Origin of the sequence: Curtobacterium sp. MCBA15_004 (assembly GCF_001865055.2) — a bacterium.
In the GTDB taxonomy this organism is placed as follows: Bacteria; Actinomycetota; Actinomycetes; order Actinomycetales; family Microbacteriaceae; genus Curtobacterium.
Window position 1 is genome coordinate 984,823 of record NZ_CP126266.1, and the last position, 14,875, is coordinate 999,697.

General features: G+C 69.4%; 12 protein-coding genes. 8 read left to right on the forward strand and 4 right to left on the reverse strand.

What is annotated here, in order from left to right; genetic code table 11:
- The first annotated feature begins 261 nt into the window (after positions 1-261).
- The 5 genes from QOL16_RS04730 to QOL16_RS04750 all read left to right on the forward strand — a co-directional run bounded on the left by QOL16_RS04730 (position 262) and on the right by QOL16_RS04750 (position 6,306).
- Positions 262-1,893: an ABC transporter substrate-binding protein gene (locus tag QOL16_RS04730; protein ID WP_065959694.1), complete on the forward strand. Its 1,632-nt coding sequence runs from the start codon at positions 262-264 to the stop codon at positions 1,891-1,893.
- Between the two features lie 229 nt (positions 1,894-2,122).
- Complete coding sequence (locus QOL16_RS04735) at positions 2,123-3,052, forward strand: ABC transporter permease (RefSeq protein ID WP_065959693.1); 930 nt, start codon at positions 2,123-2,125, stop codon at positions 3,050-3,052.
- Entirely contained in the window at positions 3,042-3,992 is a 951-nt protein-coding gene (locus QOL16_RS04740; RefSeq protein WP_065959692.1) for an ABC transporter permease, read from the forward strand. The genes QOL16_RS04735 and QOL16_RS04740 overlap by 11 nt, the downstream gene beginning before the upstream one ends.
- Positions 3,989-5,731: an ABC transporter ATP-binding protein gene (locus tag QOL16_RS04745; RefSeq protein ID WP_065959690.1), complete on the forward strand. Its 1,743-nt coding sequence runs from the start codon at positions 3,989-3,991 to the stop codon at positions 5,729-5,731. The genes QOL16_RS04740 and QOL16_RS04745 overlap by 4 nt, the downstream gene beginning before the upstream one ends.
- Positions 5,732-5,793: 62 nt before the next feature.
- Positions 5,794-6,306 carry a PH domain-containing protein gene (locus QOL16_RS04750; protein WP_071283395.1) on the forward strand — a complete coding sequence of 171 codons (513 nt, stop codon included), beginning with the start codon at positions 5,794-5,796 and terminating at the stop codon, positions 6,304-6,306.
- A gap of 253 nt (positions 6,307-6,559) precedes the next feature.
- On the opposite strand, the gene QOL16_RS04755 is transcribed toward QOL16_RS04750, so the two are convergent.
- The 3 genes from QOL16_RS04755 to QOL16_RS04765 all read right to left on the reverse strand — a co-directional run bounded on the left by QOL16_RS04755 (position 6,560) and on the right by QOL16_RS04765 (position 9,645).
- Positions 6,560-7,108: a hypothetical protein gene (locus tag QOL16_RS04755; protein WP_071283392.1), complete on the reverse strand. Its 549-nt coding sequence runs from the start codon at positions 7,106-7,108 to the stop codon at positions 6,560-6,562.
- Positions 7,109-7,362: 254 nt separating this feature from the next.
- Positions 7,363-7,842: a peroxiredoxin gene (locus QOL16_RS04760; RefSeq protein ID WP_071283389.1), complete on the reverse strand. Its 480-nt coding sequence runs from the start codon at positions 7,840-7,842 to the stop codon at positions 7,363-7,365.
- A 123-nt stretch (positions 7,843-7,965) separates the two neighbouring features.
- Positions 7,966-9,645 (reverse strand): ABC transporter family substrate-binding protein, encoded by a 1,680-nt coding sequence (locus tag QOL16_RS04765; RefSeq protein ID WP_071283385.1) that lies wholly within the window; start codon positions 9,643-9,645, stop codon positions 7,966-7,968.
- 144 nt (positions 9,646-9,789) lie between these two features.
- Between QOL16_RS04765 and QOL16_RS04770 the strand changes: the two genes are divergently transcribed.
- Genes QOL16_RS04770 through QOL16_RS04780 form a run of 3 tightly spaced genes read left to right on the forward strand, consistent with a single transcriptional unit; the run spans position 9,790 to position 13,926 of the window.
- Positions 9,790-10,773: an ABC transporter permease gene (locus tag QOL16_RS04770; RefSeq protein WP_071283485.1), complete on the forward strand. Its 984-nt coding sequence runs from the start codon at positions 9,790-9,792 to the stop codon at positions 10,771-10,773.
- 1 nt (position 10,774) lies between these two features.
- Entirely contained in the window at positions 10,775-11,803 is a 1,029-nt protein-coding gene (locus QOL16_RS04775; protein ID WP_083394946.1) for an ABC transporter permease, read from the forward strand.
- Positions 11,800-13,926, forward strand: a complete 2,127-nt coding sequence (locus QOL16_RS04780) for an ABC transporter ATP-binding protein (RefSeq protein ID WP_071283382.1) — start codon at positions 11,800-11,802, stop codon at positions 13,924-13,926. The genes QOL16_RS04775 and QOL16_RS04780 overlap by 4 nt, the downstream gene beginning before the upstream one ends.
- Positions 13,927-14,122: 196 nt before the next feature.
- Here QOL16_RS04780 and QOL16_RS04785 read toward each other — a convergent pair whose 3' ends face one another.
- A complete protein-coding gene (locus QOL16_RS04785; RefSeq protein ID WP_071283379.1) occupies positions 14,123-14,872 on the reverse strand; it encodes a CPBP family intramembrane glutamic endopeptidase in 750 nt (249 codons plus the stop codon).
- Positions 14,873-14,875: the final 3 nt, after the last annotated feature.

Here is a 14,875-nt window from a genome sequence, read left to right on the forward strand (position 1 = left end):
CCACCACATCGAGGTGGCCAGCCGCTTGCACAGAGCTGTCGAGCAGTGCAACAAGTTCGTTGCAGAAGCAACGAATCCGCTCTACGAGCCGTAGAGCGCACGGAACTTGCATCCTGTCGCAAGGATCGTGCAACTTGGTTTCCGGTTTGTAACCGATGGCCGCAGGGTTTGGTCGGCGGTCGCGCCACTGCCTACAGTGCAAGGACAAGCGCGCCCGGTAGCACCTCTGTGCCTGGCGCGTCCCATGCACCAGGAGGAACCTTGATCAAGAAGCGCGCTGGGCTCTCAGCCCTCGCCGTGCTCGGGGCCACAGCACTCGCCCTGACCGGCTGCTCGACCAACAGCAGCAGCAGCAACGGCGGTGACTCGGGCTCGACGAACGCGTCCGGGATCGTCACCACCAACGGCAGCGAACCCCAGAACCCGCTCATCCCCTCGAACTCCACCGAGACCGGTGGCGGCAAGATCATCACGTCGATCTTCGAGGGCCTCGTCTCGTACGACGCCAAGGGCAAGCCGGTCAACGAGGTCGCGAAGAGCATCACCACCGATGACTCCAAGACCTACGACATCAAGCTCAACACCAACTACACCTTCACCAACGGCGAGAAGGTCACGGCGGAGTCCTTCACGAAGGCGTGGAACTGGGCTTCCCAGTTCTCGAACGCGCAGGGCGCGAACTACTTCTTCGAGAACATCCAGGGCTACGACGCCGAGAAGGACTCGGAGCTCACCGGCCTCAAGGTCAAGAGCGACTCCGAGTTCACGGTGACGCTGAACTCCCCGCAGTCGGACTTCCCGCTGTCGCTCGGCTACTCGGCCTTCATGCCGCTGCCGTCCGAGTTCTACAAGGACACGAAGGCCTTCGGTGAGAACCCGATCGGCAACGGTCCCTACAAGCTGGCGAACGACAAGGCGTGGACGCACAACCAGTCCATCAAGCTCGTCACCAACAAGGACTACGAGGGCAAGCGCAAGCCGAAGAACGGTGGTCTGACGATCACGTTCTACACCACGCAGGACACCGCCTACGCGGACGTCCAGGGTGGCAACCTCGACATCCTGGACGCGATCCCGGACGCCGCCTTCAAGACCTACAAGTCGGACTTCCCCGACTCGAACGTCAACCAGGCCGCAGCGATCTTCCAGGGCTTCTACCTGCCCTACTACCTCGACCACTGGAAGGGTGAAGAGGGCAAGCTGCGTCGCGAGGCGATCTCGATGGCGATCAACCGCAAGCAGATCACCGACAAGATCTTCGACGGCACGCGCACCCCGGCCAAGGACTTCACGTCCCCGGTCATCGCCGGCTGGTCGGACGACCTCAAGGGCTCGGACGTCCTCGACTACGACAAGTCGAAGGCGAAGGACCTCTGGGACCAGGCCAACAAGATCTCGCCGTACGACGAGACCCTGACCATCGCCTACAACGCCGACGGTGGCCACGAGGCATGGGTGACCGCGGTCACGAACTCCATCGCGAGCACGCTCGGCATCAAGGCCGAGGGCAAGGCGATCCCGACGTTCCAGGAAGCCCTGGACGCCCAGAAGAACGACAAGCTCACGGGCGGTAGCCGCACCGGTTGGCAGGCCGACTACCCGTCGCTGTACAACTTCCTCGGCCCGACCATGGGCAAGGGCTCGTCGAGCAACTACGCGCGCTACGACTCGCCGGAGTACAACGCGCTGCTCGCCAAGGGCCGTTCGGCGTCCTCCGTCGAGGAGGGCAACAAGTACTTCGACCAGGCCCAGGAGCTGCTGTTCCAGGACCTGCCGGAGATCCCGCTCTGGTACGCCAACGTGACCGGCGTCTGGTCGGCCGACAACGTGTCGAACGTCAAGTTCGGCTGGGACTCGGTGCCGCTGTACTACGACGTCGAGGTCAAGAAGTAACACCCGTCTCCTCGGAGACACACCGCGAGCAGGTATCCTGCTCCGCGGCCACCGGACGGGGGTCCGGGGACCACACGGTCCTCGGGCCCCCGTACCACGGCGGTCACACCTTCCCCCACAACCGCGGGCGCCGCCGCCCGCACCGGACACCCGTGCCGACCCGCGGACCGTCCACCCCTCACGACATGAACCTGAACGACATGCGCGCCGCACAGGACCGGGCGATCTGATGCTCTGGTACCTCGGCAAGCGCCTCCTGCAACTCATCCCCGTGTTCTTCGGGGCCACGTTCCTCATCTACTTCATGGTCTTCTCGCTGCCCGGCGACCCGATCGCCGCGCTGTTCGGCGACCGCCAGCCGACGCCGCAGGTGATCGAGCAGCTCCGGCAGCAGTACAACCTGGACAAGCCGTTCATCGTCCAGTACCTGCTCTGGATCGGCGGGGTCTTCAAGGGCGACCTCGGCGTGACCTACTCGGGCCTGCCGGTCTCGCAGCAGCTCGCGTCGGCCTTCCCGATCACGGCACGCCTCGCGATCCTCGCGCTCGTCTTCGAGGCCGTCGCCGGCATCGTCGTCGGCGTGATCGCGGGCCTCAAGAAGGGCAAGTGGTTCGACGCCACGGCCCTCGTCGTGTCCCTGCTGCTCATCTCGGTCCCGACCTTCGTCGTCGGCTTCCTGCTGCAGTACGTGTTCGGCATCCAGCTCGGGCTGTTCCGCGTGACCGTCTCCGGACAGGCACCGTGGTCGGAGCTCGTCCTGCCGGCGATCGTGCTGGCGTCGGTGTCGTTCGCGTACATCGTCCGCCTGACCCGCGCGAGCGTCGCCGAGAACATGAGCGCCGACTTCGTGCGGACCGCGACGGCCAAGGGGCTCCCGCGCCGCCGGGTCGTCGGGGTGCACATCTTCCGCAACTCGCTCATCCCCGTGGTGACCTACCTGGGTGTCGACATCGGCAACCTGATGGTCGGCGCGGTCGTCACCGAGGGCATCTTCAACATCAACGGTGTCGGTGGCACGGTGTTCCGGGCCGTCAAGCTCGGCGAGGGCCCCACGGTCGTGTCGTTCGTCGCCGTGATGGTCATCATCTTCATGCTCGCCAACCTCCTGGTCGACCTGCTCTACGCCGTCCTGGACCCGAGGATCCGCTATGCCAAGTAACGCCGAGTCCCGTTCCGCGACGCACTACGTCGCGCCGATCGAGGAGACGCCGCTGCAGGCGGTCGACCAGGTCAACGAGGACGAGAAGACCCGTTCCACCTGGACGGACGCATGGGACTCCATGCGCACCCGTCCGACGTTCTGGATCTCGTCCGTCCTCATCCTGCTCGTGCTGGTCGTCGCGATCTTCCCCGGGCTGTTCACCCACGTCGACCCGCGTGCGGCGAACCTCGACTTCAGTGACGAGGGTCCCCGTCCGGGCCACCCGCTCGGGTACACCCGCCAGGGCTACGACGTGTACGCCCGTGTCATCTGGGGTGCGCAGAACTCGATCATCGTCGGCCTCGTGGCGACGGTCCTCGTGTCGATCGTCGGCATCGTGGTCGGCGCCCTCGCCGGGTTCTACGGCGGCTGGCTCGACACGATCGTGTCCCGCATCGGCGACATCTTCTTCTCGATCCCGACCATCCTCGGCGCGATCGTGATCATGTCGGTCATCCCCGCCCGCAACGCGATCACCGTCGCGCTCGTGCTCGCCGCGTTCGCGTGGCCGCAGATCGCGCGCATCATGCGTGGTGCCGTGCTCAGCGCGAAGCAGTCCGACTACGTGACCGCCTCGGCGGCGCTCGGCGTCGGCCGCTTCACCACGCTCGTGCGCCACGTCATCCCGAACGCGCTCGCACCGGTCATCGTCGTCGCGACGGTCTCGCTCGGCACGTTCATCGTGGCCGAGGCGACCCTGTCGTTCCTCGGTATCGGTCTGCCGCCGTCGGCGCTCAGCTGGGGCCTCGACATCGGCACCGCGCAGACGTCGATCCGCACCAACCCGGCGACGATCTTCTGGCCCTCGGCCGCCCTGTCCATCACCGTGCTCGCGTTCCTGCTCCTCGGCGACGTGGTCCGTGACGCGCTCGACCCGAAGGCGAGGGCCCGTCGATGACCGAGACGCTCACCGATCCCACCACCGACCGCCGCCGCACCCCCGGCACCCCGCTCCTCGAGGTCTCCGGCCTCCAGGTGGGGTTCCGGACCCAGAGCGGTCTCGTCCAGGCCGTCCGCGGCGTGGACTTCACCCTCGACCAGGGCGAACGCCTCGCCATCGTCGGCGAGTCGGGCTCCGGCAAGTCGACCAGCGCGCAGGCGATCATCAAGCTGCTCGCCGGCACCGGTGAGGTCACCGGCGGGTCGATCAAGTTCAACGGGCGCGAGCTCGTCGGGCTCAGCGACAAGGAGATGTCGGAGATCCGCGGGAAGGAGATCGGCTACGTCCCGCAGGACCCGATGTCGAACCTCAACCCGCTGTGGTCCATCGGTTTCCAGGTCGAGGAGGCCATCAAGGCCAACGGCATGGCGACCGGCAAGCACGCCATCCGTGCCCGCGCGGTCGAGGTGCTGCAGGAGGCCGGCCTCGGCGACGCCGCGACCCGGCTCAAGCAGTTCCCGCACGAGTTCTCCGGCGGCATGCGGCAGCGCGTGCTCATCGGCATCGGTCTGTCGAGCCGCCCGCAGCTGCTCATCGCCGACGAGCCGACCTCGGCGCTCGACGTCACGGTCCAGCGCGTCATCCTCGACCACCTCGAGACCCTGACGCGCGACTTCGGGACCTCGGTCCTGTTCATCACGCACGACCTCGGCCTCGCGGCCGAGCGCGCCGAGAAGCTCGTCGTGATGTACAAGGGCCAGGTCGTCGAGTCGGGTCCGTCCAAGGAGATCCTGGCGAACCCGCAGCACCCGTACACGCAGCGCCTCGTCGCGGCGGCACCGTCGCTCGCGAGCCGTCGCATCCAGTCGAAGGTGCAGCACCAGCGCATCGACATCGCCGACGCGGGGAGCGAGGACGACGAGCTCATCGCCCGCGCCCACGAGCGCGAGCAGCGTCCCGCCGAGGACCTCATCGTGGTGAAGAACCTCGAGAAGGTCTACAAGCTGCGCGGCAAGAACCTGCAGAGCCGCGAGCTGAAGGCCGTCGACGACGTCTCGTTCTCGATCCCGAAGGGCACCACCACAGCGCTCGTCGGCGAGTCCGGTTCGGGCAAGTCGACCGTCGCGAAGCTCGTCCTGCAGCTCGAGTCGATCACGTCCGGGTCGGTCACCTTCGACGGCACGGACATCGGCGCGCTGAAGGGCAAGGAGCTCTTCGACTTCCGCCGTCGCGTGCAGCCGGTGTTCCAGGACCCGTACGGCTCCCTGGACCCGATGTACAACGTCGGCAACACGATCGCGGAGCCGCTGGCGACGCACAAGGTCGGCGACAAGGCAAGCCGCCGGGCCCGCGTGCTCGAGCTGCTCGACCAGGTCGCGCTGCCGAAGTCGATGGTGAACCGCTACCCGAACGAGCTCTCGGGCGGTCAGCGGCAGCGCATCGCCGTGGCCCGTGCGCTCGCGCTCAAGCCCGAGGTCATCGTGCTCGACGAGGCCGTCTCGGCGCTCGACGTGCTCGTGCAGGGGCAGATCCTCGACCTGCTCACCGAGCTGCAGACCGAGCTCGGCCTGACGTACCTGTTCATCACGCACGACCTCGCGGTCGTCCGCCTCGTCGCGGACAACGTGTGCGTCATGCGCAAGGGACAGATCGTCGAGAAGGCGACCACCGACGAGGTCTTCGCCTCGCCGCAGGAGCAGTACACGAAGGACCTGCTCGCCGCCATCCCCGGCGCCGGGTTCGAGTTCGGGCGCTGATCCCGCTGCCCCACCCCGAGGCCGGACGCCCCGTCGTCCTCCGCGCTGGTCGCGGAAGTGCGGTGGCGTCCGGCCTCGTCGTGGTGCTGGGGGTGCTCCTGCTGGCCGACGCCGCGGCGCGCGGGAGCTGGGACGTGGTCCTCGTCGCCCTCGGTCCCGTCGCGGCCGCCGTGTGGGTCACCTGGGTCGCCACGGTCCGGCCGTGCATCCGGTTCGACGACGACGCGGTCACGGTCGTGAACCCGCTCCGGACGACCCGGGTGCCGTGGCCGGCGGTCCGGGCGGTCCGCCAGCGCTGGCAGGTCCTCGTCGACACGGTCGACGGGCGGACGGTCACCTGTCGCGGTGGCCCCGCGCTGCCCCGCCGTCGTCCCGGGGCCGGGGGACCGGCGGACGCCCCGGCGGTGCGGCCGCTGCTCGACCGCTTCGCGGAGCGACGGAGGGTCGCCGGATCGGCCGGTCCGGACGCTCCGGTCGAGACGACCTGGGACCGCGTGCCGGTCGTGCTCGGCGCGGTCGTCGGCGTCCTGCTCGTGGTGTCGATCGTGACCGCGACGGTGACCGCGCTCGCCTGACGGCGCGGTCGGCCTGCAGGCGCGTCGGCTCGGTCCTGCCCGTCACGCCCGGTGGCGGGATCGGTCGGGAGGCGCGCGGCGGCTCCGACTTGACCGTCACGCCCGGTGGGGGACCGGCCTGGAGGCGCGCGGCGCCTCGGTCGTGCCCGTCACGCCCGGTGGGGACCGGACGGCAGGCACGTGGCGGCTCCGCCCCGCGCGTCCCCGTCCAGCGACCCCGGTCGGCCCCGCCGGGGGAGTCCCGACGCGGACGTCAGAGCTGCGCGGCCGCCATCGACGCGGCCACGCCGAGCACGATCATCGCGAGCACCGACCACCCGTGCGCCCGGTGCGTGATCGGTTGCGCGACGACGGTCGCCGGGGGTGGGCCGTCCGTGGCGACCACGGCCGGGACCAGCGCGCGCACCTCGGCAGCCGCAGCCTCGACGTCGACCGGTGTCGCGCCTCCCGGCCGACCGTCGTGCCGGACCGCGAGCCGGGCCGTGGGCCGGGTCGCCAGCCAGGTCCGCCGCACGCCCTCGCTCGACACGACCTCGATGCCGTACTTCGTCCGGACCTCCTGCACGCGCGGCCAGGCGTAGGTGCTCGTCCGGCGCACGTCGACGACGACCAGTGTGTCCGGGCGGAGCTCGAACCGCGGACGCCAGAGGACGGCCCACGCGACGAGCGCGATGAACAGGCTCGGGACGGGGGCGTGCCAGGGGTGGTCGCCGGTGACCAGTGCGAGCGGGACGAGCACGACCGCGACGACCCAGAGGACGATCGCGAGCTGCCGCATGCCGGGGGCGATGATCGTGGTCACCGCGTCATCGTACGGGAGCGCAGCGGCGGGACCGCTGCGGCGGGTGCGCTCCGCTCGGGGTGCCCGTGAGTGCCTCCCCGGGGACGTCCGGGGAGCGGATGTGACACACCGGCGCGTACCCTCGGACGACCCGGTTCCCCGGGGAGGCTGACCCTCGTGGTCGGTTCGTGCAGACCATGTTCCGCGCACCCCCGTCCGGGTGTCAACGGTCGACGCAGAACCTTCAGGAAGGGTCGTTCTCCGGGCGCCCCGGGTCAGCCGACGAGCTGTTCGACCTGCTCGCGGATGGTCGCGGCACGAGGGAAGCGGAGCCCGACCAGCCCGACGTGCCGCCAGCGCACCACGCCGTCCGCGTCGACCACGAACACCGACCGGCGCAGACCGATCCCGGGCGCCTGCACGCCGTAGGCGCGGACGACGTCGCCCGAGGTGTCGCTGAGGAGCGGGAACGTCAGCGAGGCACCGCGGGCGAACGCCTCGTGGGAGTCGAGCGCCTGTGGGCTGATGCCCCACACCACGGCACCGAGCTCGACGAAGTCGTCGAGCTCCTCCTGGTACGAGCACAGCTGCGCGGTGCACCGCGGGGTGGCGTCACCGGGGTAGAAGGCGAGCACGACCGGTCGCCCGATCGCGGCGGCGAGGATGTACTCCCCGTCGATCCGGGTGCCGGCGTGCAGGGTCGTGCCGGGGAGGGTGAAGTCGGGTGCCCGGTCGCCGACCTCGGGGATGCTCATGCGCTCACCGTAGGGGCACGGTGCGCCGCGCGGGGACGACTCGCGGCCGCGGACGTGGGACGGGCCCGGACGCGGGGTGCGTCCGGGCCCGTCGAGGGGTGGTGCGGTGTTGCGCGTGCGCTGTTACTTGGTGAAGCCGACCTTGGTCCAGTCGTACGTCATCGCACCGGAGCGTGCGCCGTAGTTGGCGAGCTTCGGGTTCTGTGCGATCACGCGCGGCGACTGCACGAGCGGCAGGGAGTGCCCGATGGCCCAGACGTTCTTGTCGACGCTGTTCCAGAGCGCGTTCGCCTTGGAGGTGTCCGTCTCGGCGATCGCCTGGTTGACGAGCTTGTCGATCTTCTCGTTGCCGACGCGGCCGTAGTTCTGGCCGGTGTCGCCGGTGATGAAGATGCTCGCGCCGCTGGCGTGGTAGCCGGTGCCGCTCCAGAGGAACAGGGTCATGTCGTAGTTGCCCGGGGTGACGTACTGCGGGAAGAAGTCGTCACTGGCGACGGCCTTGATCGACAGCTTGACGCCGACGTCCTTGAGCTGCGCCTGGATGACCTCGGCGATCTTCTGCGAGCTCGTGGCTTCAGACGGGATCGTGATCGAGATCGCGAGGGTCTTGCCGTCCTTCTTGCGGTACGTGCCGTCGGTCTTCCACCCGTCGTCGTCGAGGATCTTCTTCGCCTTCTCGACGTCGAAGGTCCCGTTCGGGCTCGAGTTGTCCTTGTACCCGTTGTCCGTCGCCAGGAACACGTGGTTGTTCAGGACGGGCAGCTTGTAGGGCAGCGTGCCGCCGATGACCGCGGCGAGCGACTCACGGTTGATCGCGTGCTGCAGCGCCAGGCGGAGCTTCTCATCCTTCAGGGTGCCCTGCGTCGAGAAGTCCACGTGCGTGTACGACGCCGACTGCGACGCGTAGATCTTCGTGTTCTTCGCGTCCTTCACGCGGGCGTAGCGGTCCGAGGTGCCGACGCTGACGGAGTCGAGCTCCTTGTTGAGGTACGCGTCGACGTCGGCGTTGCCGTCCAGGTTGCGGAAGATGACCTGGTCCAGCTTGGGCTTGTCGCCCCACCACTTGTCGTCCGGCACGAGCGACACGGTGCCGGCGGTCTCGTCGAGCTTGTCGACCTTGTACGGGCCTGCCGAGACCGGCACCTTGTCCTTGTAGCCGTTGTTGAAGCCGTCGGGCGTCCCGATCACGCTGGCCGGGTAGAGAGGGCTGAAGAGCGACTTCCAGTCGGAGAACGGCGTGGAGTAGGTCACGACCGCCTGGCGCTCGTCCGTGCCCTCCTTGACCGAGCCGATGTCCTTCCAACCGGTGCTGTCACCGGTCTGGTAGCTCGGGTCGGTGCCGTTGTTGGCCTTCCACATCGCCTCGAAGTCCTTCCAGGTGATGGGCGTGCCATCGTTCCAGTTGGCCTTCGGGTTGATCGTGTACGTGATCGTCAGCGGGTCCTCGCTGGTGACCTCGGCCGACTGCAGCGTTTCCTTGTCGAGCTGCGGCTTGCCGTCGGCGTCGATCGTGAACGTCTGCGGCATCGTCGCCGCCTCGATGTCCGCGGCGTCCTGCAGGGTGCCGTCGAGCTCGAAGTAGTTCCACTGCGAGATCCACTGCGAGATCGGGAGCCGCAGCGTGCCGCCCTGGGCGAGGTCGGAGGCGGGCTTCTCGTTGATCTGGGCGCTGGACGGCAGTGTCTGCTTGCCCGAGTCTCCGGAACCAACTGAGCCGCCCGACCCGCCGCCGGAGCACCCGGTGGCGACGAGCGCGAAGCCGGCGAGCGCCGCCGTCAACGCGAGGACTTTCTTGTGCTTCATGTTCTTCCCCTCGTGAAGTTGGGGATCACTGTACGACCCCTGGGCGGGGGTGGTCGACCGGTTCTGTTGCACATGCCAATTCGTTACGCGGCGGGTCGGTGCACGACATCTCCCCGAAACAATCGGGGTCGTATGGTGTTCCGCATGATCCGCTTCTTGGCGCGTCGACTCGGGTACTACGTCGTGCTCGTCTTCCTCGCCACGTCGTTGACGTACTTCCTCGCGTCAGCCTCGTTCAGCCCCAGGTCCGTGTACGCGGACCGGAACCCAGCGCCCGCCGCCGCCGTGATCGACGCCAAGCTCGACCACATCGGGGTGAACGACAAGACACCGCTCGTCGTCCGGTACGGGCACTGGCTCGGCGACGCCGTGCAGGGCAACCTCGGCCAGACGATCCAGGACAAGAGCGTGAACGACGCCTTCTGGCCGCGGCTCGGCGTCAGTCTCCGGCTGCTCCTCGTGGGGTCCGTGATCGGCATCGTCGTCGGTGTGCTCGTCGGGGTCTGGAACGCGATCCGGCAGTACCGGGTGTCCGACCGGGTGAGCGCGGTCGTGTCGATCGTCCTCATCTCGACGCCCGTGTTCCTGACGGCGGTGTTCCTGAAGATCGGCGCGACGAAGCTCAACCAGGACACCGGGACGCAGATCATCAACTTCACCGGCGAGGCCACTCCCGGGCTGTCCGGGAGCTGGCTCGACCTGCTGGCCGACCGCGGCGTGCACCTGCTGCTGCCGACGATCTCGATCGCACTCGGTCTCATCGCGATCTACAGCCGGTACCAGCGCGCGACGATGCTCGACGTCCTCGGGTCGGACTTCCTCCGCACCGCCCGGGCGAAGGGCCTGACGAAGCGCCAGGCGACCTTCAAGCACGGCCTCCGGACCGCGCTCATCCCCATGACCACCCTGTTCGCGTACGGGTTCCTCGGCATCCTGACCGGCGCGACCTTCACCGAGAAGATCTTCGGGTGGAACGGACTCGGGGCCTGGTTCATCGACGCCGTGGGGAACAACGACGTCAACGCCGTCACCGCGTACACGCTCTTCGCCGCCGTCGTCGTGCTCCTCGCAGGGTTCCTCGCCGACACCATGACCGCCGTGCTCGACCCGCGCGTCCGGAGGAGCTGACATGACCGACACCCGCATCGAGCCCGTCGACGGGACGACCGTCGGACGTGCCGACACACCGCTGCCCGGCACCCCGGAGCCCGGTCGCAAGCAGCGCAGCCGCTTCGTGCAGACGGTCGTCCGCGTCTTCATGAACCGTGGTGCCGGCCTCGGCACCGTCGTGATCGTGCTGCTCTTCGCGTTCGCGTTCATCGGGCCGCTCGTGAGCCCGTGGGGGTTCTCGCAGATCGACTACACGGCCTTCACGCAACCGCCGAGCGGGACCCACTGGTTCGGCACGAACGGCATCGGGCAGGACGTCTTCACCCAGACGGCGCGGGGCATGCAGAAGAGCCTGCTCATCGGTCTGCTCGTCGCGGTGTTCTCGACCGCGCTCGCCGCGCTCGCCGGTGCCGCCGCCGGGTACTTCGGTGGCTGGACCGACCGGCTCGTGATGTTCTTCGTCGACCTGCTGCTCGTGCTGCCGTCGTTCCTCATCATCGCGATCATCAGCCCGCGCATCCAGAACTCCGGCTGGATCGTCCTCGTCGTGCTCATCGCGGCCTTCGGCTGGATGGTGACCGCGCGCGTGGTCCGGTCGATGACGCTGTCGGTCAAGGAACGCGAGTTCGTCCGGGCCGCGCGCTACATGGGCATCGGCCCGTTCCGGATCATCGTCCGGCACATCCTGCCGAACGTCGCGTCGTTCCTCGTGATCGACGGCACGATCCAGGTCGGCGCCGCGGTGCTGTCCGAGACGAGCCTGAGCTACTTCGGCTTCGGCGTGCAGACGCCGGACGTGTCGCTCGGCACGCTCATCGCGCAGAACCAGGACTCGGCGCTCACCTACCCGTGGCTGTTCTACCCGGCCGCCGGCGCCCTCGTGGTCTTCGCGATCGCGGCGAACCTGGTCGGCGACGGCCTGCGCGACGCCCTCGACCCGACCTCGGCGACCGGCAAGCGGCAGAAGCGTACGGGCCGCAAGCGGGACCAGAACCAGGCCGCGGTCGACGCGGCGACGATCACCACGCAGGCGGGGGCCGGCGCATGAGCACCACCACGACCACCACCGACACGGTCCTGCGGGTCCGCGACCTCGACGTCCGCTTCCCGACCCCGCGCGGCGTCGTGCACGCCGTCCGCGGTGTCGACCTCGACCTGCGCCGGGGTGAGGTCCTCGGCATCGTGGGGGAGTCCGGCTCGGGCAAGTCCGTGACGAGCATGGCGATCCTCGGGCTGCTGCCGGAGACCACGAAGGTCACCGGCTCGATCGAGCTCGAGGGCGAGGAGCTCCTCGGCCGCAGCGACAAGCAGATGAGCCGACTCCGCGGCGCCAAGGTCGCGATGGTGTTCCAGGACCCGCTGTCGGCGTTCACGCCCGTGTACACGATCGGTGAGCAGATCGCCGAGACGGTTCGGGTGCACCGAGGGGCGTCGAAGCAGGATGCCCGTGACCGTGCGATCGAGCTGCTCCGGCTCGTCGGCATCCCGCAGGCCGACCAGCGCGTCGACGCCTTCCCGCACGAGTTCTCGGGCGGCATGCGCCAGCGCGCGATGATCGCGATGGCGATGGCGAACGACCCCGACGTCATCCTCGCCGACGAGCCGACGACCGCCCTCGACGTGACGATCCAGGCGCAGATCATCGACGTGCTCCGGACCGCCCAGCGCGAGACCGGCGCGGCGCTCGTCTTCGTCAGTCACGACCTCGGCGTCATCGCCGGGATCGCCGACCGCATCGCCGTGATGTACGCCGGACGCATCGTCGAGACCGCCACGGCCGAGGAGCTCTTCGCGCGGCCCCGGATGCCGTACACGATCGGGCTCATCGGCGCGCTGCCCCGGCTCGACGAGTCGAGCGGCGACCCGCTCGTGCCGATCCCGGGCTCGCCGCCGTCGCTGATCGGTCTGACCGACGCCTGCCCGTTCGCCGACCGCTGCCCGCTCGCCGCCGCGGTGTGCCGGGGTTCCGAGCCGCCGCTCGCCGCGGTCGACGTGGCCGCCGGCGTCCCCGGCGAGGAGCCCGTCGACACGGCTGCTCCGCACGCGGTCGCATGCCACCGGACCGACGAGGTCGCGGCGGCCCACGCGGACGCCGGTGCGATCTTCCACCTGCCCGAGGCCGTCGACACCGGCGCCGCACGGACCGCGACCGACCGGGCCGACCGGCCCGCCGTCGTGCAGGTCGAGGGCCTGACGAAGACGTTCCCGCTGCTCAAGGGCGCGCTGTTCAAGCGGAAGGTCGGCGAGGTCTTCGCGGTCGACGGGGTGGACCTCGACATCCGGCAGGGCGAGACGCTCGGCCTCGTGGGGGAGTCCGGGTCGGGCAAGTCGACGACGCTGCACCAGCTCATGGACCTCGAACGACCCGAGCACGGCACCGTCGAGCTGTTCGGGCAGCCGGTCGTCGCGTCGAAGCAGCTCCGGCAGCGCATCTCGATGGTGTTCCAGGACCCGGCAGCGAGCCTCGACCCGCGCATGTCGGTCTACGACGTCGTCGCCGAGCCGCTCCGCGCGGTCGGGGCGTCCGCCGACCGCATCGCCGCACGGGTGCCCGAGCTCCTCGGGCTGGTCGGCCTGCGCGCCGCCGAGGCTGATCGCTTCCCGCACGAGTTCTCGGGTGGCCAGCGGCAGCGCATCTCGATCGCGCGGGCACTCGCCACCGAGCCGGAGCTCATCGTGCTCGACGAGCCGGTCTCCGCGCTGGACGTCTCGATCCAGGCGGGCGTGCTCAACCTGCTCGCCGACCTCAAGGCGCGGCTCGGGCTGTCGTACCTGTTCGTGTCGCACGACCTGTCGGTGATCCGGCACGTGGCCGACCGCGTCAGCGTGATGTACCTCGGCCGCACGGTCGAGGAAGGATCCGTCGACGAGGTCTTCGAGCGTCCGATGCACCCGTACACGGCGGCGCTCATGTCGGCGGTGCCGGTGCCGGACCCCGCGGTCGAGCGCGCGCGGCGGACCATCCTGCTGCCCGGTGACCCGCCGAGCCCGACCGAGCGTCCGACGGGCTGCCGGTTCCGGTCGCGCTGCCCGCTCTACGCGATGCTGCCCGAGGCCGAGCAGGCCCGGTGCCGCGACGAGGTCCCGGACAAGGCGCCGCGCCGCGGCGAGGCCGTCGACCACCGCGCGGCGTGCCACTACCCGGAGAAGGTCCCGCAGCTCGTGGCCTGACCCACCGGGCGCCACCGTCGGACGGACGCGACCCACGGACGGACGGGAGGCGCGGTGCGGGCCCGCACCGCGCCTCCCGTCCGCCCCGTGGTCGCGTCCACCGCGCGGATGGAGCAGTACCCGTCGGGTCCGGTCCACCCACCCGACGCTTTCTGCTCCATCCCCGGGCACAGGGCCGCGCGCCCGGCGCGTGGCGCTACCGGAACAGCTGCGGGAACGCGTGTGCGACGGACGGGTACCCGACGAAGACCGCGGCGTCGAGCAGGCAGTGCGTGATGACGAGGGGGAGCAGCCGCCCCCACCGCGTGTAGATCCACCCGAACACCACACCCATCACCGCGTTCCCGACGAACGCGCCGAACCCCTGGTACAGGTGGTAGCTCCCGCGCAGGACCGCCGTCGACAGGATCACCTGCCACCGACCCCAGCCGAGCCCGCCGAGGCGCTCGTACAGGTAGCCGACGACGATGACCTCCTCCTGCAGCCCGGACCGGACGGCCGAGAGCAGCAGGACCGGGACCGTCCACCAGTACGAGTCGAGCGCCGCCGGGTCCACGGCGACCGTGATGCCGAGCGCGCGGCCCGTGAAGTAGAGCGCGAGCCCGGGGATCCCGATGCCGAGCGCGATGAGCGCCGCGCCGCCGAGGTCGGGACGCACCCGGAACCGGTCGATCCCGAGTCGGGACAGGTGCGGCCGGGTCGTGCTCCAGAGGAGGTAGCACACGAGGGCGACCGGGGCGAGGTCGACCGCGATGCCCAGCAGCTGCCGCGCGAGGTCGACGTACTGCACGGTCGTGGTCGACTGGTTGAGCGCCGTGGACTGCTCGCCGAGCGGGGTCGTCTGCGACAGGTCGTCGATGATCTGCAGGACCGAGTACAGCGCGCTGGCACCCAGCGAGAGCATGAGGACGATCGTGATCTCGACCCACGTTCGCCGTCGGCTCATGCG